This is a genomic window from Leptolyngbya sp. GB1-A1 (genome assembly GCF_039962475.1).
Taxonomy (GTDB): domain Bacteria; phylum Cyanobacteriota; class Cyanobacteriia; order Elainellales; family Elainellaceae; genus Leptolyngbya_A.
In genome coordinates, this window is sequence record NZ_JAMPLI010000003.1 from 109,984 (window position 1) to 134,747 (window position 24,764).

Here is a 24,764-nt window from a genome sequence, read left to right on the forward strand (position 1 = left end):
GTATCAGCAAGTGTAGGGGATAGTTGGTTTGCGCTTGAACCACAACCGGGGACAGATTGTACTGTAGGATAGCAACTGTTCTTGACCGATCGGCGTCTTGCTCAGGACAGGTCGTTAAACTGCCTGTGTTCCACTGCGATTTGCCACTGCGATTTGCCACCCCGATACACTGTTGCAATGAAAGACCTCTTTGCCCGCGAAGCCCTGGCTCAGATTCCCAAAATCCTGACGCTGCTCGATCGCAATCCGCACAGTCCAACTTATGGCTGTTTCGATCGCAACTTCTGGCACTACAAAATCATTGATTTCCCAAGCGGGATGTCCCAGGAGTTTGTGCTGCCGCTGACGCTGGCGTATGAAATTAACCTGCCGGGCAACCCTTACTATCAGCAGCCTGTGATTCGTGAATGGGTGAAAGCAGGCATTCTCTACGCGGCAAAAAGTGCTCACGCAGACGGCTCCTGCGACGATTATTTTCCGTTTGAGCGAGCAGGCGGTGCGGCAGCATTTTCGCTGTTAGCCTGTCTGGAAAGCTATCGGCGGCTGGAGTTTCAGGACGAGCGAATGCTGAAATTTTTTAGCCAGCGGGCAGACTGGCTGGCGCATCACCAGGAAAGTGGGCGGCTCACGAATCATCAGGCGTTGATCGTGCTGTGTTTGGAGTTGCTTTCTCGACTGCTAAAGACAAATCGCTGGGATCGGGCAAAGGCGCAGCGACTCGAACAGGTCTTTTCCTGGCAGCACGAAGAAGGCTGGTTTCAGGAATACGAAGGCTGCGATCCGGGCTACCACACGCTGACCATTTCCTGTCTGGCATGGCTGTATGAACTCACGCCCGATCCACGCCTGCAAGCATCACTTACCCAAGCCGTCAAACTAGCGGCAGAATTCGTCCATCCCGACGGCTCCTACGGCGGCGAATACACCAGCCGCAACACCTATAATTTCTTTCCCAATGGCTTTGAGCGAGTCGGACGCTGGCTCCCTGAAGCTCTGGCAATCAACGATCGCTTCCTGCAAGGACTGGCAAACGCCAAGGCTCCCTGCTACGCGGACGATCACATCATCGGACACCACACTTGGAACTATCTGTTGGCATGGCAAGATTTTGTCGAGTCTCGTCCGGCAATTCCAACTCGATCGCAGGGTCAAGTTTGGCTGAAGCAGGCGGGTTTGCTGATCGATCGCCGCGAGAATACTGAGCTGTATCTGGCGTTAAATAAAGGCGGCGCATTCAAACTTTTCCGTAACAATCAACTGATTGCGTCCGATACGCAGTTTTCCGTGCAGGTGCGGCAGGGCGGCAAGCTCAAAAATGCGGTGGGGCATCTGGTGAGTGACTACACGATCGACCTTCAGCCCAACGAAATTGAAGTTCGTGGCAGGCTAGGTTGGGCAAAACAAAAGCAAATGACTCCCCTGAATTTGATGATTCTCCGAGTCGTGATGCTGACAATCGGACGCTTTTTCCCTAACCTGATTCGCAAAATTTTGCAAAAAGTGCTGATTGTGGGCAAGAAAGACGCGCCGTTTCAGTTCACACGCCGACTAATCTGGCAGGATGGACACTGGCAAGTGCAGGATCAGCTTCAGGCAAACGATTGGTTCAATGTGGTGAGTGCAGGTATTGGCGGCGATCAGACTTCGATTTATGTGGTGATGAGCCGCACGTTTCAAGTCGGACAGCTTCAACCCTGGCTGGATTTGACCGAGAAGGTGAAGTCGCTGAGGATGGGGGAAGTTTTAACGATCGATCGAACCCTTTAGGAAAGGTTTGAATTGGGATAACCCTGACCCGAACTGCCCCCTAGCCCGCTAATGCTGGAGGGAACCTGGCACTCTTTAAGCTGCTCGCAGTCTCTCAAAATTAGAGCATTTGGGGACAATATTTGGGGACAATGCAGGACAGATACTGCTGGCAAATTATTTCTTCATATCCGAAGCCCTGATTTTGCCGTTTCCTGGGTTACAAAACTCGAACATCTCGCTTCTGATTGTAATGAACTTGTAAGGCTTTCAGGGTGTTAAGCGATGTTTCGCCAGCAGTATCAAAACTGCGTAAGAGTCCAATTAGCAAGAGACGCGACAACATGATTGGCTTTCAATTAAATGGCGAGCCAAACAGCAATTACACACGCTTAAACAAACTTCGAGGCAGCAACTTTTTTACAGTCGCCGCCCCGAAAATACCGCGCTACTTAGACAATTGCTTATGCAGGAATTAGCACAGTGTCAATGATGTGAATGACGCCATTATCAGCAGTAACATCTGGTGTTGTCACGCTAGAATTGTTCACCTTAACACCTTGGGAGGCATCAATCTTTACGTCTGAACCTTGAACGGTCGTGGCTGACTTCAGCTTCACCACATCCGCCGCCATCACCTTGCCAGAAACAACGTGGTAGGTAAGAATTTGCTTGAGCTTCGGGATATCTTTGAGCAAAGAATCAACCGTGCCCGCAGGAAGCTTTGCAAATGCTTCATCATTCGGTGCAAAGAGTGTAAATGGGCCAGCACCCTTGAGGGTTTCTACGAGGCCGGCAGCTTTGACAGCAGCAACTAGGGTGCCGAATGAACCAGCGTTTACGGCAGTATCAACAATGTCAGACATTTATTTACCTAGCTTATGTGTCTGTAACAACCATAACGCAATTGCTGAAAACATTATGTCGTTTTTCTCAGTATCCGGCTAAAGGAATGGATATGCTCTGCTTGGCAATAAGAATACTTGTAAATAGCTAGACTTGATTAAATTTAAAACTGTTGTCACCGTTCACCAAACTGTCCGTGATTTAAAAGATAATCTTCTGATAGATAAGATAGTTCAACCCATCTTCAAAATCGAGAACGGCTTGATCGGTCTCTTTCAAATTGGCTATTTCTGAACCCTTGTCAGAAATAGAAACGTTTAATGAGCCGTAATATAAGGTGTGGGAAGCGAAGATACCGTTGGCGAATTCGTTAGAGAAAATCTAGGCGAAAGGTCTCTCATGAGATGAGGGTAAAGGTACATGGCTGAACAGAGGTGCATTATGTCCATGCAACCCCAACCGATTCTTCCAGTTCTAGAAGACGCTGCAGCAGTTGCACGAACCGACTTTCCGAAAGGCAACCTTTATCTCCAGATCCACGCTACCCTTGGCAGCATTTATCAGGACGAAACTTTTGCCTCGCTCTTTTCGAGACGCGGACAACCAGCTCAAGCTCCTTGGCAGTTAGCATTAGTTTGCGTGATGCAGTTCATAGAGAATCTATCCGACCGTCAAGCCGCAGATGCTGTTCGTGCTCGCATTGATTGGAAGTATGCTCTCAGCTTACCGCTGAGTGATCCAGGATTTGATTACTCCATTTTGAGTGAGTTCCGCACTCGTTTGCTTGCAGGCAATGCAGAGCAATTGTTGCTGGACAAATTGTTGGAACAATTACGCCAAAAGAAACTACTCAAAGGACATAAACGGCAACGAACAGATTCAACTCATGTTCTCGGGGCAATTCAGAGCTTGCATCGACTAGAGACATAGGAGAAACCTTTCGTGCTGTGCTCAAGAGCTTAACGGTTGTGGCTCCAAACTGGCTTCAGGAGCATTTACAAGTGGAATGGTTTGACCGGTATTGTCGCCGCACTGAGAACTATCGATTGCCAAAACTAGACAGCGAGCGAGAAGAATGGGGGTGCGAAGAAATTAAATGGACGATAAAGCACAAAACTAATCAGGCTGATGCTGCTCTAGAGCCAGCGATCGATCACCCTCACCGTTTCACTCGAATGTGGAATCAGTAATCCTCTAAAAAAGAGTTCTTCGGTCATTCCCGGCATAATCAATGCCCGTACAATAACACTTGCGATCGTCCAACCTGAAGTTTGAATATCCAGCGTCAGGAATTGCGAGCCGAAACCGATCGGGAGGTAAATCAGTCCATAGAGCAACAGCAGCCCCACTGCCCAAAACCAGGATTCTCGCCCTGGAATCGTCCGAATCGATTTGACTACCCGGAGCATGATTCTCTGTCCTATCCATCTCATGTCCAGTGCCTCACTGAATTAATTCTATGAAACGCCTGATCTCGATCGCCGTTAGCCTCATCATTCTCGCAGTCATTTACTGGAGGATTGACTTTGCTGGACTGCTGCAAGTATTTCAGGACAGCGATCGATTGTGGATGGTCGTGAGTTTGGGGATGGTGATTCCCTTAACCATGTTCACTGCATGGCGATTGCAGCAGTTGATGCCGCCCGGAACGCGATTGAGATTTGGCGAGGCAAATCAGCTTATTTTGGCAGCCAGCGTCTTGAATATGGTGCTGCCGTCCAAGATGGGGGACATTGCGAAGGCGTATTTTATGCGCGATCGGGGGCATTTGAGTGGGACGCTTGCCCTGTCGCTGGTGGTGTTTGAGAAAACCTGCGATTTGCTGTCGCTGCTGTTGTGGTGTGTATTTGGGCTGCTGCTTTACCCGCAAAAAGATTGGCTATTCTGGATCATGACGGCGACGGTAGCGATCGGGCTAATGCTTGGACTGGCACTGATCGGACTGCCCCGCTTTGCCCAGAGTTTCTTTCAAATGGCGCAGGCCCTTGCCCCTAAAAAGCTGAAAGCCAAGCTGGAAAAACTGAGCGGTTCTTGGCAGGAGATGCACGATTACTTTTGGCGCGATCGGCTTCAGCTCACAAAGATTGCCGTAACGTCGGTGTTTATCTGGTTTCTGCACCTGCTGCAAATCTGGTTTTTTATTCTGGCACTCAACGCCTGGACTCCGTTTTTGGTGAATCTGGCACTGTCGCCCCTGGCCATCCTGGCAGGGCTGCTGCCCCTGACGTTTGCAGGCGTGGGAACCCGTGATGCAGCTCTAATTCTGTTTTATCAGCCTTATTTCAATGCTCAGACAGCGGCGGCTTTGGGGCTGCTTTGCACCTCGCGATATCTGCTGCCTGCGATCGGCGGACTGCCTTTTCTGGGACAATACCTGTCAACCCTGCGGGAAATGCGGCGGATTAAATCATGATGCACCTGCCTAATCGATTGCCTTTGAAGTCTGATCGATCGCGCCTGATCTTTTGGCTCGGTCTGAGTTTACTCATGTCGCTGGTCTACTGCATTCCGGCTCTGATAACGGCATTCAGCAATGAATATGTAATTCAGGACGATGCGCGGCAGCACGTTTTTTGGGCCAGGCGGTTTCTCGATCCGCAGCTTTTTCCCAATGATTTGATTGCCGATTATTTTCAGTCCGCTGCCCCCGATGGCTATGCAACTCTCTATCGTTTTTTTGCCGGAATTGGGATTGATCCCGTCTTTCTCAGTAAGCTGCTGCCGCCCGTTTTGGCACTGATTAGCACAGCCTTTGCCTTTGGCATTGGGATGCAGTTTTTGCCGTTACCGATCGCCGGATTTGCCTGTGCGCTGCTGCTCAATCAGAATCTCTGGATGCGCGATGATATTGTTTCATCGACTCCTGTAGCGTTCATCTATCCGTTATTTCTGGCGTTCCTTTACTTTTTACTGCGTCGATCGCTTATCCCCTTAATCATTGTGATTGTTTTGCAGGGATTATTTTATCCCCAGAGCGTCTTTCTTTCTGCGGGGCTATTATTCATTCGCCTGTGGCAATTTCGCGGTGGAATTGGATTGAATCGATCGCATTTAAGATTATCGATCGCCGGATTAATTGCTGCTTTTTTGATTCTGCTGCCGTATGCACTGCAATCTTCTCCCTATTCACCGATAATTACCGCAGATCAAGCCAGGCCATTGCCTGCGTTTAGTGAAACAGGTTGGTCAAAGTTTTTCGTGAATCATTTCACTGACTTCTGGCTGTGCGGTAAACGAAGTGGCATGATGCCCACCGAATGGTGTGATTTAGCCAGAGAAGGCAATGCGTTGGGATGGCTAGGAATTCCGCAGCTTTGGCTCGTTGTATCGCTGCCTCTCCTTCTAAAATTTCGAAATCGGTTTCCTTTCGCCAATCAGGTTCGATCGCAAATTGTATTGCTGCCGCAGCTTCTCATCGTATCGTTGGGCTGGTTCCTTTTAGCGCATCTGGTTTTGTTTCGGCTGCATCTTCCCAATCGTTATACCGAGCATAGTTTTCGCATGATCGCTGCTTTAGCGGCCGGTGTAGCGATCGTCATTCTTTGGGATTCCCTAATGCGTGTTCTGCTGGCTCGTAAACCAATGAACAGTCGAGTTCAGGCTGCCGTAGTTTCTGGTTTGTCTGTCCTTGCTACCGGATTGCTCTTTTTGTATCCCTATACATTGCGAATTGATAGCGATGCGTTTCCCGTAACGGGATATATCACAGGTGAATTTCCAGAACTGTACCGTTTCTTTCAACAGCAGCCCAAAGAGATTCAAATCGCATCGCTCAGCGCTGAAGCCAATCAGCTTCCCAGTTTTGCTCAGCGATCGATTCTGGTTGGCGGTGAGGGCTATTTGCTGCCCTATCACGTCCAATATTTTGAGGAAATGAGTCAGCGCACAACCGATCTGATGCAGGCGCAATATAGCCCTGATCTGAATCAGGTAAAGAATTTTATTCAGAAATATGACGTGGATTTTTGGCTAGTTGAGCGATCGTCCTTTGAGCCAAAATACCTGGAGGAAAACTCAATCTTTCGTCAGTTTCCAGCAGTTTCTCAGCAGCTTCAACCCGGCAATGCTGCCCTGCAACAAACTGCACGAGCCTGCACAAAGGCGCGAATTCGCCGCTTTCGAATTTTGGATGCAAATTGCATTCAGCAGCAGTCTTAATTGGGGCAACAGCGAATGCAGAGAAGCGAACCCTTGAAGTAGAACTTGCTGGTTTGCAAGCTGCTGCCTCAATGATTCGCCTCAATTTGTTTGTGAGTTAGTTTGATTAGACTGATCGATCGCCGATCGAAGATAATCCCACGTTGATCGCTCAGCTAAATTGCCTACGGCATCGGGTGAAACAGCAGGTCAGGAAAGAAGCGATTGAACTCAATCACGCTGGCTGACAGAACGACCAGGGTGACCGTTAGTGCCACGGGTGCGAGAGAGAGGTACTTGACGAAGTTTTGCATAGGATAGCTCCAGAGGAACGGAAGAGAGAATCAGAAACTAGCGCGGTCCGACGGGAATTTTGTTGTCAGCCTCAACGAGTTCACCCGTGGTCAGCTCTTTCAGGGCAGCTAGGGGCCAGGCGAGGGCAGACACAACACATTTGACGGCGAGCGGCACATCAATCAGAACTTCCTTCATTTCGGGGTTCTTGGTCTTCCGCACGTTGATCAGATAGGAGCGACCCGACCAGCCGATCAAGCCTGCAATGTACAGGAACATGATGCCAGGAATCATAAATTCTCCGGCGTGGCTGAGACGACCATCTGCAATCAGGTGAGGTAGACCGTCAGGACCGCAGAGTACCTGGGAGTTAGCATAAGCCTCGAAGCGAGCCTTTGCCTGAGGAGTCCGAGCCTGGGCAGCCCGGGCCTGGAAAGCCTGAGATTCGCTGCAAGGGGTAAGTCCAGCGATATCAGCCGAAGCAGGGGGCACGAACCCAACCCACAGGAATAGAACGACAACGAGAGCAAACAATCTTCGCATGGAGTTGTTTCCCTTTATTACAAAAAACAAAGAAATTTGTACAAATTGTTAAGGAGTTTGTACAAAGAAGATTAGCGTTTCAGTGCAATCATACTCTTCCAGGGAAACCTCGTAAAGTTAAGCTTTTAAAAGAACTTTACGCCTAAATCAAACCGCTCAAACGATCGATCGAAAACCCTACTGCCGTTTAGCCATTCGCCTTCACTGCCTCGTCTTCAGCAATTTTCTGTCAACGTTAGTTTGCAATTTTTAACTCTATATGTTTTTTTCGGAGCACATTCAGATCGTAATAGGTTGATTAATTTTTGCAAACAGATTTCTGCTTGGCTGCAAATTGATTAGGAGGCTAGGGATAATCCTTCATAATTTAGTTTGAGGCATCGCTTCAGACGACAATCAAGCATCATCAAGAACTCTCGCAAGGCTATGGCAACCGTTCTGGCAATCGAAACAAGCTGTGATGAAACTTCTGTCGCGATCGTGCGCGATCGGGAGGTGCTGAGTAACATTGTCTCTTCGCAGATTAAACTGCATCAGCAGTATGGCGGCGTTGTGCCCGAACTGGCTTCGCGACAGCATCTTGAAACCGTTAATTGGGTGCTCGACGCAGCCTTGCAGCAGGCAAAACTGGACTGGCACGCCATTGATGGTGTTGCTGCGACCTGTGCCCCCGGTCTGGTTGGTGCGCTGTTGGTGGGTGTGACCGCAGGCAAAACGCTGGCAATGCTGCACCAAAAGCCGTTTCTGGGCGCTCATCACCTGGAGGGGCATATCTACGCTTCTTACTTAAGCGAGCCGGACCTTCAGCCGCCGTTTCTCTGTTTGCTCGTGTCAGGTGGGCACACAAGCCTAATTCATGTGAAAGACTGCGGACACTATGAAACGCTGGGGCAGACCCGCGACGATGCCGCCGGAGAAGCGTTTGATAAAGTAGCGCGGTTGCTCGATTTGGGCTATCCGGGTGGTCCCGTGATCGATCGCCTCGCCAAAGCAGGAAACCCCGCCGCGTTTGCCCTGCCCGAAGGCAAAATCTCTTTGCCCGAAGGCGGCTATCACCCTTATGATTCCAGCTTTAGCGGCTTAAAAACTGCCGTGCTGCGCCTGACCCAAACCGTTTCACCAACTGCTCTCTCTGTGCCTGATCTGGCTGCTAGCTTTCAGGCGGCGGTTGCTAAAGCCTTAACCAAAAGAACGATCGCTTGCGCGTTGGACAATGGGCTGAAAACGATCGCAGTTGGCGGAGGCGTTGCGGCGAATAGCGGTTTGCGCCATCACCTGCAATCGGCAGCGGAGGAACATGGTCTGCGTGTGTTGTTTCCACCCCTCAAATTTTGTACCGACAACGCAGCGATGATTGCTTGTGCGGCTGCCGAGCATCTCGATCGTGGTCACGTTTCCCCACTAACGCTAGGTGTTCAATCCCGGCTGTCGCTGGGGGCGGTAATGGATTTGTATAACGAAGCAAGCTAAGCCGAGTACTTTTCTAAAACTGCCCGAATTTCAGCAACCGTCACATCGGGCTGCTCAATCATGGCGAGATGACCGCAATCTGAAATTTCGCTGACATTGTGACCGCAAAACTCAAAAGAGGGATGAAAGCTTGCCAGATGGCGGACGTATTTCGGCTCCATCACCGTGTCTTTTTGTCCGGTAATAAAATGAACAGGCTGCTGAAGCTGAGCAACTACCTGGGGAAGCTGATGGACTTCGGCTTCGGTCGTCGAGTCGAGCAAGCTCCTGAGGGCAGCTTCTGCATTGGCTACCAGCAGGTCTTGCAGACGTTGCTTAGCCCACCGTCGGGCGATCGGACGATAAACATTAATTCGGGTCAGAAGCAGGTCGAGAAACGGCAGATAGGACAACCAGCGCGGACGAAACTTGACTAACTGTTCTCCCGCCAGGCGAAACCGCTCAAACTCTTCCTTCAGATAAATCCCGCCCCCTGCGTTCACGCAAACCACACCCTCGATTGTGTCAGGCGCGAGATGGGCTGCCCATAGTGCGATACTGCCACCCAACGAATGACCCACAATCCAGGCTTTTTTAATTTGCAGTTCCGCCAGCAGGTGAACGAGATCCTGAGCATAGGCAGCAGGGGTATAGCGATTTGAGCTTATCTCAGCCTGATCAGCCGCTGTCTGATCGGGTAGGGAAACCGGGACAGAACCGCTTGCCCCACTGCTTGCCTCACGATTTAATGTTGGGTGATCAATCGCTACTGAAGTGGGACTTGCCACACTAACGGCTGTTTTTTGAACCACGGTTTCAGGCACGGGTTCGGTTAAATCGAGTTCGGTTAAATTTTGAGGCAAGGCTTGGGCAGCAGGCGCGCTGTTAGGAAAATTTTGAGAATGACCGAAACCTCGCAGGTCATAAGCAAGGCATTGATAGTTTCCTGCTAGCTGCTCAATCACAGGCTGCCAATAAGCCCGGCTCAGTAGCCAACCATGCACAAACACCACAATTGGCATATCGGTGGGTGCATCGGTGGGCGCAAATAGCTCGTAGGCATGGGGAAACCCTAGAACATCAACAGTTTTGACCATACGATCGCAGTATCAATTGCCTTTTAGCACAGCAAACTGCCCAGAGCGATAACGCAGTCCGGCTTCGATTTGCTCTTCTGTCTCTATCATAGGTTTGCTGGGAGCCTGTTTCCAAGTTTTAGCTTCCCGCTCAAGTCAGAAATTACAGAAAGGAAGAGCGTTAATGCGGCGATCAGGAACCGAATACGCGGCTCGTCGGGTACGAACGATCGCGGTTTAAGCCTCCTCAGCCTGCCCGGAAGCTTTTGTCGAATCGACACTTGCCTTATAAGCTGCCCAGCCGCCCAAATGGGAAATATCGGGCCAACTGTACTGTTCAACAAGTTCATGGGGGTAAAGCATTGCCGTTACCACTGCTCCGCTCTCCAGCACAACATCGCCGGGATACATATTGGGCGGTTCGGTAGAAACCAGGTATTCATATTGCTCGGAGCTAAGTTCGTAAAGCTCCCCCGGTATAGAGATGCCTCCCTCTGCTACCTGATAAATGGCAGGATGCCAGCCGTTTTGTGCTGCATGAAGGCGATACAGGGGTTGAGTCTTCGCTTCACGGACGAAACGAGCAGACTGTAGATTTTGATGGTCTGGCTGTCCCCGCAGGGCAGAACCGCAAATGAAGACCTGTTTCGGCTCGGAGCTAGGTTGGGTCATGGATGGTTCAAAAACTGCTGATAAGCGTTGCAGCATTTAACCTAAACCGATCGCCTACCCTCTGGCAAGAACTAAATCGAAAGCGTTTTCCCAGGAGTGAGGGGCGAAAAACGGTTGTCTGAAGCCCGTTTCATCACGCTGCTTCTGCCTTCTCGCAGCACACGCAGAGGATAACTTCTCTCTTTCGATTTTGGCTGCAAATTTGTCTTATCCCCCAGGGGAGAGGCAGCATTCAAGCAACTTGTTTATCGTTATCACTTGAAAGGTGATTAACAAAAAATAAACACAAAAAACAATGGACAACATTCAAGACTTGATTGTAAAGGCAAAAGATAACCTGCCCGATGTTACCCCCACGCCCCCAGAATTTCATTCCCAAGCCACCGCTTATGAGCTGAAGTCTCGTTTAGAGTGGGGAGAGCCGGGTCTGACAATTCTGGACGTGCGGGACCACGACGCATTCAACGATTGCCGTATCTTGGGCGCAATGACAATGCCGATGGATAAAGTACCAGGATTGGCAGAATCAACCATCCGCAAAGAGCGGGATCTTTATGTTTATGGCAATGACGATGAGCAAAGCGCACAAGCGGCTCAACTGCTCCGTCAGGCAGGGTTCCAGCATGTTGCGGAACTAAAGGGCGGACTTAAGGCATGGCGCGAAATCGAAGGTTCGATTGAAGGAGTTGCATCAAACGAGTCTCCGGGTCCGGGTGCTTACAATGTGGTCGAGCGGCTGAAAGATTTCGCTCAGGAAAAGGCACACGAAAAGCCGATGCAATAATTGCTAAAAGCGCATTCCTGTCGCGGAGAAGGTTTGACTCGAAGTAATCTCATGATGTTGAGTACGCTTCTGGTCAAACTTTCTTTTAAGGCATATTCATTCAATTGATTCTCAATTTATTGATTGGTTGAGTTCTCATTCACCTGTGAGAGGCACGATCGCGTGTCTCTTTTTTTGCTCTGTCTTGTATGGTGTGTCCTGTCCTGCACCGAAGCTCTGCAAAGAAGGATTTTTGAAAAGTTGTAAGTTGTCGATGTTGCCCTGAATTTCCCATGCCTAAATCCCTGATTAAGGGGGGACTGTGATTAAGGGGAACTGTGACAACCGGAACCAAGCGAGGTTCTGCCAGAATGGCTACGGTGGACGAATTACGGCTCTGTAAGCAAAACGAGCTTGCCCATGAGCGAACCCATTTCCAGTAATCGATGGGCGGCAGCGGCTTCTGCAAGCGGAAACGTTCGATTCAGGTAAATCATGAGGTCCTTCTGGTCGATCAGGTGGGCACACTGCCGCAAAATTTTTGCCTGATCTTGCTGCGCCTGGGTCATGCCCCTCAGCATGGGGGTTAGCATCAGTTCGTAGCTCACGCGCAAATTTCGATCGCGAGCTGTTTTCCAATCGGTCTGAGAATCAGGGGCGAGAATTGTTACCACGTCTCCATAAACCGCAGTTTGGGCAAAGCTTTGAGACAGCACTTGACCGCCGATCGTATCAAAGGCTAAATCCACGCCTTCGCCGTTTGTCCAATTCAGCACTGCCTCGATTGAGTCAGTCTCCCGGTAAAAAATGACGTGATCTGCTCCAAGCTGCCGCACAAACTTTGCCTTTTCCGGCGTGCTGACCGTGGTACAAACTGTTGCCCCTGCCAGCTTTGCCAGTTGAATTGCCACATGACCTACACCTCCCGCCCCCGCATGGATCAAAACCTTGCGCCCTGCTTCCAACCGCGCCCGATCGTATAATGCTTCCCATGCTGTAATCAGCACCAGGGGAGCCGCTGCTGCCTCTGTAAAGCCGATCGAGCTGGGTTTTAGCGCGGCAAATCGCTCATCGACGATCGCAAATTCCGCATAGTTGCCAGGATGCCCTCCTAAGCCACCGTTGCAAAAATACACTTCATCGCCTACGCGAAACTGCTGTACACCAGAGCCAACTGCCTCGACAACTCCTGCTCCATCACAACCCAGAATGGCGGGCATTTGCTCTGGGTAGAAAGTGCCGCGCTGCCGCAGTTTGGTGTCGATCGGGTTGATGCCTGCTGCCTTGAGACGAATTAGCAGTTCCCGCGCTTGCCGAATTTGTGGCGGTGGTACGTCGTGTACCTGCAAGACTTCGGGACTACCAGGGGAAGTCATTAGAATGGCTTTCACAGCTTGTTTCTTACTCGTCCATTTCAGGATAACGGAGCCATTTTAGGTTTAGAGGAGTCCAATACAAATTTTTTGATGACGAATTTGTAATAAAACGAAGCTCTATTCAGTCTATTCGGTCAACAGATGAGATCTGAGTTGGGTCAAAATTGCTTGCGCTCGCGTCCAGAGAATTGAACCACCTGCTGCTGGCTCGACCGTATGCGAAGCTGTTGGTAAACGACGAGCCAAGGTCGTCCCAGAATCTGGGGAGTGAACGGTGCTGGTGTCTAAACCACCGTACCAAAGGTCTACGGGAATTTTAATCTCCTCTAGCTTCATCGTCCAGGGGCTGAGCGCATTGACCAGATCCCGTACATAACCTTGTGTTCCCTGTGCAAATCCCCCTTGCAAACAATGCTGATATGCTCTGCCAAATGAGTCACTGAGATAAAGCGATCGATCGCACGCTGCACTCATTTCAATAATGAGATGCCATAACCCTTCTGGAGTTGCGATTTGCGAAAAGTATTGCTCAAATGCTGCTGCATCCTGTTCAATTTCCGCAATCATTCGCGAAACATCAGAATGCAAAAGCGGTCTGATTTGGGGATGGGTTAGCTCATCCTGCCCTGATACGATCGCGATTGCCTCGACTAGCCCTGCTCCTGCCAGCGCAAATGCAAAAGGTGCGCCTTGAGAAAATCCTACGGCGGTAACGTTCATGAGGTGATGTGCCTCAATCAATTCCTGGATATCTGAAACCCACGACGATAGTGTTTTGGTGGGGTGAGCATCGGATGCACCTAAACCAGGACGATCAATGGCAATAAGTTTTAAACCAAGCTCTAGGAGATAATTTGTGCCAAATCCCAGTGATCCGCTCATCCCAGCTCCGGTGCAGAATAAGACAGGCAATCCTTCAGTCGCTCCCCATTCCGACCAGGCTAGTACACGACCATCGCGAAGCTGCATTCCGGTTTGCCGATCGGGAGGTGTAATCAATACGTTCATAACATTTACCCATACTTAGCGATATCAAACAGAAAGGTTATCTCATCGCTTTGTGTCGATCGTTCACGTTTAGCAGGGAAATTTGTCCTTAGACGCAATCAGGGCAGAGCGGCGAACCAACTCTACCCCGGTAGCGTGATCTGAAGCGAATTGGGAAAATTCTTGAACGTCAACGATGCGAAGCAGCTCCCCCTGTGGGGTAATCGAGACTGTGAAGACTGAGGGGAACCATCTCGCCGCTGGTCGTAAGTCCCAAAAGCATTGGCTCCTGGGGTTTAATGAATTGACCCGTGAGGGCACATCGTTCTTCCTGAGTGGCTTGCGCCTGCACTGTGATGCGAATGTCCGATCGCGATAAGACAGGCTGAGCATCGCCGGACTTCTGATGCACATAGTTCCACAAAATGTCGCGGATGAGGGCTTGATAACCCTGGTTGCCGGATAGTTCTTTCAGTTTGTCTTTCAGTTCGCGCTCTAGCCGAATGCTCGTCACTTCCATTTCTGTCGTTGCGGTGCGATTCAGCGTGTACATGCTTTTCTTCTCCAATTATGTAGACATCATCGTAATACAAGTGTAGTATGTTATCTGAAAGATGCAAGTTTTCCTCCTGCGAGGTTTAGCCATGATGAACGCATTGCTCTCGATCGCTCTGGTTCAGTCGCTCGTTTTCGCGGCAGAGATGCGGCTAGCTCTGCGTGGCGACGATTTCGATCGTGAATTTAATCATGGCGAGAACCTGGACGCACAGTATTGGCTCTATCCACTGTTCCTATCGGGGCTGCCCCTGCTGCGACTGCGACTCGCACTACGATTTGCACCACTATTTTTTACCCGATTTGAAGCAGGACTGCTGGAACAGCCAGAAAGTCATTTATTCAGGCAAAGCGGGAGGGCAAGATGGCAGTTATTTGCTGGATCAACACCCTGTTAAATCCTCAATCTGAGTTTTAATCCCCCGCTTCTTACGGATTTTTGGAGGCGGGGCTTGTTGCTGTCTAAATCGATTGCACTCATCAGTTGCCTCAATACCCCCCCATATCAATTCACTCAATCCAGTAAACCCGCAATTCCGAGTTACGAATTACGAATTGGTATTCCGTCTCCAGTTCTGCTGCAATTTCGATCTGCAATTTCGATCTGCAATTTCGCTGCTGAAGTTTTTGCTGAACTCTTGAACTGCCCCGGAGTCTTTTGGTCATGCTGAAATTGACCTATACCGAAACAGGATTGTACCTGGAACTTGTGCCGGAATCGATCGAGGAATGGCTACACCTGCGGCTGACGCTCTCCCTGCGAACCAGCCAGTGCTTTCACCTAGAGCCAGGAGCCGCCTCATTTCTGCTGCCCGCCAACCTGCAAGGATTAATCCGCTTGCATCGCCTGATCCACCGCACCGAGCAAGAAATTACTATCACGCCTGCTGACCATCGATCGGTCGAAATCAGCCTGCGGGGAATCTGGATTGCGTCTATAGCTCACGAAGCCGAAGGCGTTTTTGTGATAGCGATCGATCGGGCGATTGAATCGTTGTTGTTTGAACTATGGCAAATGTCAGAAATGGAAATCTCTCCGCTCAAATATTGAGAGGGATTTGAATCGTAGTTTTGTCTTGAATTTCTTTGATTGTCTACTGTGGAGGTGGCTTGAACTTTAGAAGTTAGAAATTTTAATTGATTAAGGGATTGTTTGAGAAATCTTAAAGGTTCTATATCGTTCTCTAAATCCCCTGGCTTTCGGGGGACTTTGAGAATCCTGAGGAGGGCTACGTTTCCCAGGGTTAGGGGGTTAGGGAGTGGTTCGCCTGATGAATGTTACTTCTCAAACATCCCTAACATTGATTAGATGCAAATCGCTCGTTTTCCCTAATGGCTGTTAGTATCTGTTCGTAGGCAATGTCTCCTACTTTCATCGGAAGTAATGCGTTTATTTCCTGGAAGTAGGACATTCAAGATGAAAGGTTTAATTCAGCGATCGCAATCTGCCGAAAAGTCAAATCATGCTTATATCAGCAGAGCCTTAACCCAGGAAGAATTTCCGCTTGCCCAAAGGCTAGTTTATCAAGTTTTTGTTGAGGAGATGGGTTGGGTTCCTGAGGTAAACAATCCCTCTGGAATTCGGTTTGGAACCTGGCAGAATGATCTAATTTTTGTGGATGACTATGACTCAGCTTCTCAGTGGTTTGGCACGTTTCATCACGATCGCCTGATTGCCTGCTGGCGGTTTTGTACTCCGTTAGACGATCGCTTTGAGCTAGAACGCTATCATGCAATTCCAGCTCTTCTAAAACAATCAAATAATCTAGAAGTGACCCGATTAGTCATTCATCCTCGCTATCGTCATACTTCAAGGATTTTGCTCCACCTTGCTCGTTCAACCTATCAGCAAATCTGCCAAACCTTTGACTATGTGTTGACGGCAGTTGCCTTTCCTGATCCCGGTAACCTTTATCTCAAATTGGGACTCAAAAAATTAGATTTACCCTCTTTCAAATATTCACCGTCTGATGTTTCCGAAGTTTCGCTGATCACGCTTGATTTAAAAGATAAGACCACATTAGTAAGTGGTCATTCTGATATTTATCAGTCCGATCGGTCGCACTCCTTAAACTGATCAAACTGATCTCCCTGTACTTTTCCAGGAGAAACCAATGCTAACCTTAACTGCTCGCCCCTATACTGGTCAGGCTGACCTTCAGCCCTTGACAAATTTGATTAACCAGTGCGAAGCCGCCGATCGCGAAGAGGAATTTTCCACGATCGAAGAAGTTAAGCAAGAGCTTGGTTCTCCTGGCTTCGACCCAAGGCGAGATATGCGCCTCTGGGAGGAATCAGGAGAAATTCTGGCAGTGGCTCAGATCTGGCTTCCCCAAGCAGACGATCCAAACCTGAGCGGCTACCTCTGTCTCTATGTGCATCCCGATCGTCGCTATCAGGGATTGGAGCCAGAAATGATCGCCTGGGCAGAAGCGCGAATGCGGCAGGTAGGGCAGATCCGCCAGCAGGAGTCGATTTTGCGATGCGGCAGCCAGGATATTTTTCACGATCGCATTGCGATTATCGAAACAGCTGGTTTTGTGCTGGAGCGGCAGTTCTTCACCATGCGGCGATCGTTGCTTGATCCCATTCCCGATCCGGTTTTTCCTGTCGGATATCAACTATTGGACGGGTGCGATGAGCTAGACGAGGCCGCTTCCGTGGAGCTGTACAACCAGACCTTTATCGACCACTGGAATTTTCATCCTTTAACGATCGAACAGTTGCAGCACTGGTTAGCAGAGCCAAACTATCGTCCTGAACTGGATCTCGTTGCCGTTGCCCCTGACGGAACCTATGCGGGCTTCTGCTTCTGCTCGTCTCAGTCCGAAGCGAACAAACACCAGCCACAGCCAATTAGCTGGGTTAACGCTCTGGGAACGCGGCGCGGCTTTCGCCGGATGGGGTTAGGACGTGCCCTGCTTCTTGCCGGACTGCATCGCTTGCGATCGATCGAAATGGAAATCGCTCATCTGGGCGTGGATCTAAACAACCCCAATCAGGCACTTTCGCTCTATGAGTCGATTGGCTTTGAACCAATTAAAACCTGGCTGACTTACAGCAAGGCGATTACCTAATTCTCAAACCTTTTCTCGATAAGACTAGAAACTAGAAGACGGCTCAAGCCGCTGCAGCGTGACTACAAACAAAGTCAGCAAACCGCTTCATCAAATCCGGGTTTCGCCAGCCCTTGCTGGTTTCCTGCATCATAATCTCCAGTGATTCTTGGGGACTAAAAGCGGGTTTGTAAGGGCGCTCATGCGTCAACGCGTCATAGATATCAATGAGTTGAAACACCTGCGCCAGAAAAGGAATCTCATCACCCCTTAACCGATCGGGATAGCCTGACCCGTCCCAGCGTTCATGATGATGGCGAATGATTGGCGTTACGCCCCGCATCGTCTGCAGCGGCTGGCAAATTTGCTCACCAATTAAAACGTGCTGTCGCATAATTTCCCATTCGGCGTCACTGAGCTTGCCAGCCTTCAGCAAGACTGCATCAGGAATACCGACTTTGCCAATGTCGTGCAGATAGGCTCCCCACGACAAGTCGCGCACTTCGTTGCGAGGAAGCCGCAAAAACTCACCAAAGGCTTTACCCTGCTGCACCAGTCGCTCGCAGTGGTCGCCCGTGTTAGGGTCGCGACTCTCGATCGTCCGGGCGATCGAAAACAGCACTTTTCCCGCATGATCCAGGTCTTCGTTGAGGCGTTTTTGATGAATCAGCGACTTCACTCGTGCAGATAGCTCTAGCTGATCAAAGGGTTTGGAGAGGAAATCATCTCCGCCTGCTTCAATACCTCGAAGCCGGGCGCGTCGATCGTTCAGAGCCGTCACAAAAATTACGGGGGTTAAGCGTGTATGCTCATCTTGCTTAAGCTGTCGGCACACTTCGTAGCCGTCCATTCCCGGCATCATCACGTCTAGGAGGATTAAATCGGGATTGGCTCCTGCAAGGCAATTGAGAGCAGCTTGCCCATTTTCAGCTTCTAAAACCTCGTAGCCTTCAACTGAGAGTAATGCAACCGCAGTCGTTCTGCTGGAGGGGTGATCGTCAACAACCAGAATCTTGGGTCTATCTGAATCGAAGCGGTTCACAGGAATGTCTCACTTACGAATATAAACAGTGAAGAGTGAGGGTAGACAACTTCTTCAGCGTTCTGAAACGCGAGTTGGTGCTGCACAAAATTTCTCTTAGCGTTTAGCGGCTTTAACTTTTGTATCTTCACCAGTATGTTCAATCAGGATAGGTAGAGGATCAGGTTTTTTACTGATATCGCAGTACCTCATGGACACCGTCAATCGGCATAACACTGAATCTCGTCTAATATCGATTCACATTGAGGATGATAGTCGTCGATTCAAGCCTACCTTTCCAAAAAACAAAAACTAATTCTCGCCTAACCTGTAGCTGAGGCAATCAGGCTGAACTAATTCGACGCAGACAAAACAAAATCAGGACAAAACGAAATCAGAACAAAGCAAACGATACTGCAGAAGCAGTTTAAGTCTTAAACCTATCAGATAAATTCTATCAAATAAGTAATTAACACTCCAACCGCTAAAGCCCGTTAGACTCCTGAGAGCAATAAATCTGCGTCAACCTTTGCATTTCTATTTCCCTCGCTGAGAGTACACAAGCAATCCTCAAACTAAACCTTCGTAACAGGCTGCTCCATGTCGAGCTTTATTGATAAAAGGGATGCAGAGTAGCTCTCCTTAAGCTTTGAAGTACCCTTTTAGAGTACCCTTCTAAGTACACTTCAACCAAACTGAAAACCCCTCAGATCAACGGACTCGGAGGGGCGATGTAAAACTTTTGAGGCTGATCAAACAACCTTATCAGACCAAAATTGGCGATCGTCCCAGAAGCAAGCTTAGAAGAAAGCAGGCTGATGACGGAGCAGGCTGAGGAATTCTTCGCGGGTCTTTGAATCTTCCTGAAAAACACCCAGCATCGCGCTTGTCACCGTCCAGGAACCGGGTTTTTGCACACCGCGCATCGACATGCACATATGAGTCGCTTCCATTACGATCGCTACGCCTTTGGGTTCGAGGATTTCCTGCACTGCTTCTGCGACCTGGCGCGTTAGACGCTCCTGCACCTGAAGCCGCCGCGAATACATTTCGACAATGCGGGCAAGCTTGCTCAGACCAACGACTTTCTGGTTTGGAATATAGGCAACGTGCGCTCTGCCCATAAACGGCAGCATATGGTGTTCGCACAGGCTAAAGAAATTAATGTCGCGCACCAGCACCATCTCATTGTGCCCTTCGTCAAAGATGGCTCCGTTCACCAGTTCTTCGAGCGATTGCTGGTAGCCGCTGGTGAGAAACCGCATTGCCTCAGCCACCCGCTTTGGCGTTTTCAGCAATCCTTCGCGCTCTGGGTCTTCGCCAACGCTGACCAGCATATCGTGCACCGCTGCCATCATTGTTTCTTGAGCACTTTCTGGGATCGGATACAGCTTTGCCTCTTCACCAGAGCGAGTGGTGCGATCGGGACGAGTCGTGACGCGAGTGACATTGTTAGCCGAATCCGCCACCGTTGAATCTTTTGCTTGGGGAGAGGGACCGCCGTTGAAACCGTTAGAAGAAGCAATAGTCATAGTTCAGTAAGGGTAGATCTCAGAATCAAATTAGATGTCAGAAACAAATCAAAAGGGGTGAAAGAGGTTTTACAAAGCTCCGCCACTGGGCATGACGGTGAGTTCCTCCACCACTGCACCGGGCGGCAGTAGGGCAGCATGCAGAATGGTTTGCGCCACCACATCGGGCGTGAGCATTTGGGTGCGATCGAAATCTGCCTGTACCGTCTCTGTATCCCAAATCGGCGTGTTGGTTGAACCTGGACAAACCGTGACGACCCGAAGCCCATTTGCCCGCTCTTCTGCCGCCAGGATTTTAGAGAGGGAAATCAGTCCCGCTTTGCTGACGCTGTATGCGCCCCATCCGGGAAACGCCTGATAGCCAGCGATCGATGCCACATTGATCACCATGCCCCCCCGACGCTGTCGCATTCCGGGCAGAATGGCTTGAATGCACTGGAACACGCTCGTCAAATTCAGGTTGATCACCTGCTGCCAGTCCGATAGAGGGGTATCGATCAGGTTTCCCGTATAGCCCATTCCAGCATTGTTAACCAGAATATCGATCGGCGTTTTGTGATCGATCGCTTCAAACTGAGCTTTAATCGAATCAATCGCTGCCAGATCGATCGAATAAGCGTCAGCCTGAACGCCCAGCTGAGTGACCTCATGGGCAACTGCATCTAAGGGACTCTGGGAGCGACTTACAAGCACCAGATCAATTCCGGCTTTGGCAAATAAAAGCGCAGTTGCTCTGCCAATGCCACTACTTGCGCCCGTGATTAAAGCACGTTGATGGGCACGTTCAGGAATTTGAGCGGTCATGAAATTTTCCAAATACTTGCAGAAGGAGCGAGCGAAAAATACCTGCTAGAGAAATATCTAGCGAAGCCGTGGCGGATAAACCCATTTTGGAGAAGAATCGGTTAACCCCAAGTCAGATGCGCTTATGCAAAAAGCCGATTGCCTTGAAAAAGCAGGTTCACAGATGGAACATTGAATCTGGGAGCTGGAAGAAGTACAGTGCTGCGCCAGAAATGGACGGGGGACAGAGACTAAACTGATAAAAGATCAAAGAGGTGCAGGCAGATCGCGATACTGCCTATCCTCCTAAGTTTGAACCAGTTAACCTGCGTCAGCAGCAAGGTTTTATGTAAACAAATGTTACATAAAAATTATAGCATTGGCGGTCGGGTGTTCGCAGATCGATCATCACTTTTCCTATGAATTCCTTCCGCAGGTAGGTGACTTTGAACGTTCATCGTTGATCTTAGACGATTCTTGCAGTGCAATTCCAGGTCGAGCAACTTTCGTCCGATAAATTTCCTGATATGTTTCACAGTTTTGCCTCAGCTAAGTGCTAGAACAAGGCTCAGGAATTGTGCTAACTCAGGTTGAGCATTGATCGCATTAGACAAATTAAGCCGATTCCTGAAATTGACCAATTTGGCGAAACTTTTGATAGCGGAGTTCACGTCGCTGATGCGGGGTCATTTGGCTTAGTGTTTGGAGATTATCCAGCAGAGCATGCTTCAGTGTGGCAGCGGCAGCAAGCGGGGCAGAATGCGCTCCCCCGATCGGTTCCGGCAAAATTACATCTAGAATGCCGAGTGCCTTCAGATCTGCTGCGGTAATCTTCAACGCTTCAGCTGCTTGGGGAGCTTTGCTGGCATCTTTCCAGAGAATCGCCGCGCAGGCTTCAGGACTGGCAACGGTATAGACCGAATGCTCAAACATCATGAGCCGATCGCCCACGCCAATGCCCAGCGCACCGCCTGATCCGCCTTCGCCAATCACTGTACAAACGATCGGTACTTCCAGGCGAAACATTTCTCGCAAATTGACGGCGATCGCTTCTCCCTGTCCCAGCCGTTCCGCTTCTAAGCCTGCATAAGCTCCAGGCGTATCGATAAAAGTAATAATCGGCATTCCAAATCGATTGGCGTGATCCATCAGGCGCAGTGCTTTGCGGTAGCCGCCTGGAGACGCCATGCCAAAGTTGCGGCTGACGTTATCTTTGGTGTCACGCCCTTTCTGGTGTCCCAGCATCACTACCGGACGACCTTCTAAGCGAGCAATGCCGCCTACCAGTGCGCGATCGTCGCTGCCTGTGGTTCGATCGCCATGTAGCTCCATCCACTCATCGCTGATTGCCTGAATGTAGTCCAGCGTACTGGGACGACGGGGATGACGTGCCACCTGAAGCCGCTGGGCGGGAGTTAGACTGCTAAAAATTTCCTGCCGAAGCTGCACCGCTCGTGCCTCAAGCTGAAGAATCTGATCAGACACATCGACATCATTTTCTTCTGCCAGTTCCCGAATCTGGGCAATTCGTGCGTCCAGTTCTACCAGGGGCTTTTCAAAATCGAGCAGGATGGGTTTGCGATCGGTGCTGACCATGTGAGGGAGAGGGGTGAAGGGGTGGGAAGATAGGGGGGTGAGAGGATAAGGGGCACTTCAGGAGGGAGTGCTTGCTAGAGCTTAGGGGAAGTTTTGCTGGAAATCTCTAAACAATAGTTTACCTTACGGTTCGCACCCTTCACGGCTCCAGTTTCAGTCGTTTGCCTCATGGTTTATTCAAGCGGCGTAGCTCTTTGAAGGCGCGATCGTCCAAGTGTGTAAAGCTAATGGAACGATAAGATCAAAACTGTTCATTCCCGATGGTTCAATTATGACGGCGGCGGTTGCACTCCATAGTGTTTATAAGGTCTACAACAACGTTCAGGTGGTGAACGATTTGTCTTTGACGATCGCACCTGGCGAAATTTTCGGCTTGCTCGGCCCCAACGGAGCCGGGAAGTCCACGACGATTCGGATGCTGACCACCCTGACGCAGCCCACTCAAGGCGATATTGTGGTGGCGGGCTATGATGTGGTGCGGCAGCCCTTTGGCGTGAAGAAACAGATTGGCGTGGTGCTGCAACAGCTCAGCGTTGATCAAGATTTGACCGTCTGGGAAAACATGGAATTTCATGCGCGCATGCACCATTTGTCTCCGGCAAAACGCAGGCAGGAAATCAGCCGCTGGCTGGACTACGTGGAGTTAGCCGATCGCCGTGATGCGATGGTAAAAACGCTATCAGGTGGAATGAAGCGCAGACTGCAAATTGCCAGGGCACTGCTGCACGAGCCGCAAATTTTATTTCTGGATGAACCCACGGTTGGACTCGACCCGCAAACGCGCCGCCGTCTCTGGGAAATCATCAAAGGACTAAATCAGCAGGGCATGACAATGCTGCTCACCACGCACTATATGGAGGAAGTCGAGTATTTGTGCGATCGCATTGGCATTATGGACAGCGGCAAGCTGATCGAGCTGGGTACGTTAGAAGAACTGCGACAGCGACACGGGGAAGGACTGGTGATGAAGCAAAATGGCGATCGCTGGGACTATCAGTTTTTCCCGACGCTGGACGAAGCGAAAACTTATCTAGAACACCAGCCCGACAAAACAGGGATGATGATTCGCCCCTCTAACCTGGAAGACATCTTCGTCGAACTCACCGGACGCAATCTCGACTAATTCACCACTCAAAAAACTAGCCATCCTCTCTTTATCTTTTACCTTCCGAGTCAGTTTTGGTCAGGGCACAATTTCTTTTGCTCATTTATCCCTTCACCCCACCCCTTCCTATCCCCTCACTCACCCTCTTGCCAGAATCCGCTATACTCATCAGGCAAAATCTGTTTCTCCTTGCGCCAGAATGCCTCGCCTTGCCGCACAAATAGAAGCGATTCTCTACCTGAAAGCTCAACCCCTAACGATTGCCAAAATCGCAGAATATTCTGGGTGCGATCGAGCACAGATCCAGGAAGGCATGATTGAGCTAATGGCGGACTACGCCCATCGAGACAGTGCGCTGGAAGTGGTTGAAACGCCAGACGGATACTGTCTTCAGCTCCGGGAAGCTTATCAAGGTTTGGTGCAAACGCTGATTCCGGTTGATTTAGGGCGGGGGGCACTGCGAACCCTGGCGGCGATCGCCCTCAAAGGTTCTATCAGTCAGCCCGATTTGGTCGAACTGCGAGGTTCAGGTGCTTATCAGCACGTTCAGGAATTAGTGGAGCTGGGCTTTGTGCGGAAGTGGAGACAGTCCGACGGCAGATCTTATTGGCTTCAAGTCACGGACAAGTTTTATCAGTATTTTCAGGTCGACCAGTTGCCCCCGCTCTCCGACTCTCTTTGATTCTTGGCTCCCTCTGCTTCCGGCCCCTTCTGCTTCCGGCCCCTCTCCAGATCCGTATTTCTTCCGGCAGGACTTAGCAAATCGAAAATGCTACCTTAAGACTACTAGGCACAGGAGCAGGTAACAATGGCACAATAGATCGACAAGACCGCAATAAATGTTCAAACAGTTGTAACTTAAAATTGAGGCTTGCTATGGTGTTTAACCCTGACGATTTTGAGTTCTTCGGTAGTGATACTGGAGAGGGTCAGGCGAATCAACTGTTGAAGTACCTTCAGCACCAATCTCCTGAGGTTCTGGCGCGAGTCGCTCGATCGGTTAGCCCAGAAATTAAGCAGATTATTTCTCAAAACGTCCAGGGCTTGGTTGGCGTTCTGCCTTCGGAAGCCTTCAACGTGCAGGTCACAACCGATCGCGACAACCTCGCAGGTCTGCTGGCATCGGCAATGATGACTGGGTACTTCCTGCGGCGTATGGAACAGCGCATGGAGCTAGAAGCCAGCATCAAAGGCTCAATTTCGATGGGACTTGACCTCGAAGACTAA

Annotated in this window: 25 protein-coding genes and 1 pseudogene; 13 read left to right on the forward strand and 13 right to left on the reverse strand. The window is 50.0% G+C overall.

Annotated elements, in window-relative coordinates:
- The first annotated feature begins 177 nt into the window (after positions 1 to 177).
- Entirely contained in the window at positions 178 to 1,767 is a 1,590-nt protein-coding gene (locus NDI45_RS04315; protein ID WP_348246537.1) for a hypothetical protein, read from the forward strand.
- A gap of 443 nt (positions 1,768 to 2,210) precedes the next feature.
- Here the strand turns inward: NDI45_RS04315 and NDI45_RS04320 are convergent, their stop codons facing one another.
- Positions 2,211 to 2,612 (reverse strand): fasciclin domain-containing protein, encoded by a 402-nt coding sequence (locus tag NDI45_RS04320; protein ID WP_348246539.1) that lies wholly within the window; start codon positions 2,610 to 2,612, stop codon positions 2,211 to 2,213.
- Positions 2,613 to 3,033: 421 nt separating this feature from the next.
- Here NDI45_RS04320 and NDI45_RS04325 point away from each other — a divergent pair.
- Positions 3,034 to 3,665 (forward strand): annotated as a pseudogene (locus NDI45_RS04325) (transposase); the annotation flags it as partial.
- 63 nt (positions 3,666 to 3,728) lie between these two features.
- Here the strand turns inward: NDI45_RS04325 and NDI45_RS04330 are convergent.
- A complete protein-coding gene (locus NDI45_RS04330; protein ID WP_190790256.1) occupies positions 3,729 to 4,001 on the reverse strand; it encodes a hypothetical protein in 273 nt (90 codons plus the stop codon).
- A 50-nt stretch (positions 4,002 to 4,051) separates the two neighbouring features.
- On the opposite strand from NDI45_RS04330, the gene NDI45_RS04335 reads away from it, so the two are divergent.
- A complete protein-coding gene (locus NDI45_RS04335; RefSeq protein WP_348246541.1) occupies positions 4,052 to 5,005 on the forward strand; it encodes a lysylphosphatidylglycerol synthase transmembrane domain-containing protein in 954 nt (317 codons plus the stop codon).
- On the forward strand, positions 5,002 to 6,750 hold the full coding sequence (locus NDI45_RS04340) for a hypothetical protein (protein WP_348246543.1): 1,749 nt from the start codon (positions 5,002 to 5,004) through the stop codon (positions 6,748 to 6,750). The genes NDI45_RS04335 and NDI45_RS04340 overlap by 4 nt, the downstream gene beginning before the upstream one ends.
- A gap of 164 nt (positions 6,751 to 6,914) precedes the next feature.
- On the opposite strand, the gene NDI45_RS04345 is transcribed toward NDI45_RS04340, so the two are convergent.
- Together NDI45_RS04345 and NDI45_RS04350 are read right to left on the reverse strand one after the other, a co-directional pair.
- Entirely contained in the window at positions 6,915 to 7,043 is a 129-nt protein-coding gene (locus NDI45_RS04345) for a photosystem I reaction center subunit IX (protein WP_190789810.1), read from the reverse strand.
- A 37-nt stretch (positions 7,044 to 7,080) separates the two neighbouring features.
- On the reverse strand, positions 7,081 to 7,566 hold the full coding sequence (locus tag NDI45_RS04350) for a Photosystem I reaction center subunit III (RefSeq protein ID WP_190789811.1): 486 nt from the start codon (positions 7,564 to 7,566) through the stop codon (positions 7,081 to 7,083).
- Positions 7,567 to 7,992: 426 nt separating this feature from the next.
- Here NDI45_RS04350 and tsaD point away from each other — a divergent pair, with 426 nt between their 5' ends.
- On the forward strand, positions 7,993 to 9,036 hold the full coding sequence (tsaD, locus tag NDI45_RS04355; protein WP_348246546.1) for a tRNA (adenosine(37)-N6)-threonylcarbamoyltransferase complex transferase subunit TsaD: 1,044 nt from the start codon (positions 7,993 to 7,995) through the stop codon (positions 9,034 to 9,036).
- Here tsaD and NDI45_RS04360 read toward each other — a convergent pair.
- Entirely contained in the window at positions 9,033 to 10,112 is a 1,080-nt protein-coding gene (locus tag NDI45_RS04360; protein WP_348246548.1) for an alpha/beta hydrolase, read from the reverse strand. The genes tsaD and NDI45_RS04360 overlap by 4 nt on opposite strands.
- Positions 10,113 to 10,328: 216 nt before the next feature.
- Positions 10,329 to 10,763 carry a gamma-glutamylcyclotransferase gene (locus NDI45_RS04365; RefSeq protein ID WP_190794073.1) on the reverse strand — a complete coding sequence of 145 codons (435 nt, stop codon included), beginning with the start codon at positions 10,761 to 10,763 and terminating at the stop codon, positions 10,329 to 10,331.
- Positions 10,764 to 11,058: 295 nt separating this feature from the next.
- On the opposite strand from NDI45_RS04365, the gene NDI45_RS04370 reads away from it, so the two are divergent.
- Positions 11,059 to 11,547: a rhodanese-like domain-containing protein gene (locus NDI45_RS04370; RefSeq protein ID WP_190794072.1), complete on the forward strand. Its 489-nt coding sequence runs from the start codon at positions 11,059 to 11,061 to the stop codon at positions 11,545 to 11,547.
- A 368-nt stretch (positions 11,548 to 11,915) separates the two neighbouring features.
- On the opposite strand, the gene NDI45_RS04375 is transcribed toward NDI45_RS04370, so the two are convergent.
- The 3 genes from NDI45_RS04375 to NDI45_RS04385 all read right to left on the reverse strand — a co-directional run bounded on the left by NDI45_RS04375 (position 11,916) and on the right by NDI45_RS04385 (position 14,442).
- Entirely contained in the window at positions 11,916 to 12,917 is a 1,002-nt protein-coding gene (locus NDI45_RS04375) for a zinc-dependent alcohol dehydrogenase family protein (protein ID WP_348246551.1), read from the reverse strand.
- Positions 12,918 to 13,028: 111 nt separating this feature from the next.
- Positions 13,029 to 13,910 (reverse strand): alpha/beta hydrolase, encoded by an 882-nt coding sequence (locus NDI45_RS04380; protein ID WP_348246553.1) that lies wholly within the window; start codon positions 13,908 to 13,910, stop codon positions 13,029 to 13,031.
- Between the two features lie 169 nt (positions 13,911 to 14,079).
- Positions 14,080 to 14,442: a hypothetical protein gene (locus tag NDI45_RS04385; protein WP_190794070.1), complete on the reverse strand. Its 363-nt coding sequence runs from the start codon at positions 14,440 to 14,442 to the stop codon at positions 14,080 to 14,082.
- Positions 14,443 to 14,533: 91 nt separating this feature from the next.
- Between NDI45_RS04385 and NDI45_RS04390 the strand changes: the two genes are divergently transcribed.
- From NDI45_RS04390 to NDI45_RS04405, 4 genes are all read left to right on the forward strand, one after another.
- Entirely contained in the window at positions 14,534 to 14,842 is a 309-nt protein-coding gene (locus tag NDI45_RS04390) for a hypothetical protein (RefSeq protein ID WP_190794069.1), read from the forward strand.
- 266 nt (positions 14,843 to 15,108) lie between these two features.
- Positions 15,109 to 15,495, forward strand: coding sequence for an alr0857 family protein (locus NDI45_RS04395; RefSeq protein WP_348246556.1), 387 nt, complete (start codon positions 15,109 to 15,111; stop codon positions 15,493 to 15,495).
- Positions 15,496 to 15,861: 366 nt separating this feature from the next.
- Positions 15,862 to 16,521, forward strand: a complete 660-nt coding sequence (locus tag NDI45_RS04400; RefSeq protein ID WP_190794067.1) for a GNAT family N-acyltransferase — start codon at positions 15,862 to 15,864, stop codon at positions 16,519 to 16,521.
- Positions 16,522 to 16,558: 37 nt separating this feature from the next.
- Positions 16,559 to 17,521, forward strand: coding sequence for a GNAT family N-acetyltransferase (locus NDI45_RS04405; protein WP_348246558.1), 963 nt, complete (start codon positions 16,559 to 16,561; stop codon positions 17,519 to 17,521).
- A gap of 43 nt (positions 17,522 to 17,564) precedes the next feature.
- Here NDI45_RS04405 and NDI45_RS04410 read toward each other — a convergent pair whose 3' ends face one another.
- From NDI45_RS04410 to accA, 4 genes are all read right to left on the reverse strand, one after another.
- The gene (locus NDI45_RS04410; RefSeq protein ID WP_190794065.1) at positions 17,565 to 18,542 is read right to left on the reverse strand and encodes an HD domain-containing phosphohydrolase; all 978 of its coding nucleotides are present in this window, start codon (positions 18,540 to 18,542) and stop codon (positions 17,565 to 17,567) included.
- 779 nt (positions 18,543 to 19,321) lie between these two features.
- On the reverse strand, positions 19,322 to 20,053 hold the full coding sequence (gene folE, locus NDI45_RS04415) for a GTP cyclohydrolase I FolE (protein WP_190794064.1): 732 nt from the start codon (positions 20,051 to 20,053) through the stop codon (positions 19,322 to 19,324).
- Between the two features lie 69 nt (positions 20,054 to 20,122).
- Positions 20,123 to 20,857: an SDR family oxidoreductase gene (locus tag NDI45_RS04420; protein ID WP_348246561.1), complete on the reverse strand. Its 735-nt coding sequence runs from the start codon at positions 20,855 to 20,857 to the stop codon at positions 20,123 to 20,125.
- Positions 20,858 to 21,451: 594 nt separating this feature from the next.
- Positions 21,452 to 22,432, reverse strand: a complete 981-nt coding sequence (gene accA / locus NDI45_RS04425) for an acetyl-CoA carboxylase carboxyl transferase subunit alpha (RefSeq protein WP_190792999.1) — start codon at positions 22,430 to 22,432, stop codon at positions 21,452 to 21,454.
- Between the two features lie 271 nt (positions 22,433 to 22,703).
- Between accA and NDI45_RS04430 the strand changes: the two genes are divergently transcribed.
- The 3 genes from NDI45_RS04430 to NDI45_RS04440 all read left to right on the forward strand — a co-directional run bounded on the left by NDI45_RS04430 (position 22,704) and on the right by NDI45_RS04440 (position 24,764).
- Positions 22,704 to 23,555 (forward strand): ABC transporter ATP-binding protein, encoded by an 852-nt coding sequence (locus NDI45_RS04430; protein WP_190793000.1) that lies wholly within the window; start codon positions 22,704 to 22,706, stop codon positions 23,553 to 23,555.
- Between the two features lie 181 nt (positions 23,556 to 23,736).
- A complete protein-coding gene (scpB, locus tag NDI45_RS04435) occupies positions 23,737 to 24,219 on the forward strand; it encodes an SMC-Scp complex subunit ScpB (RefSeq protein WP_348246563.1) in 483 nt (160 codons plus the stop codon).
- 194 nt (positions 24,220 to 24,413) lie between these two features.
- Positions 24,414 to 24,764, forward strand: coding sequence for a DUF760 domain-containing protein (locus NDI45_RS04440; RefSeq protein ID WP_190793002.1), 351 nt, complete (start codon positions 24,414 to 24,416; stop codon positions 24,762 to 24,764).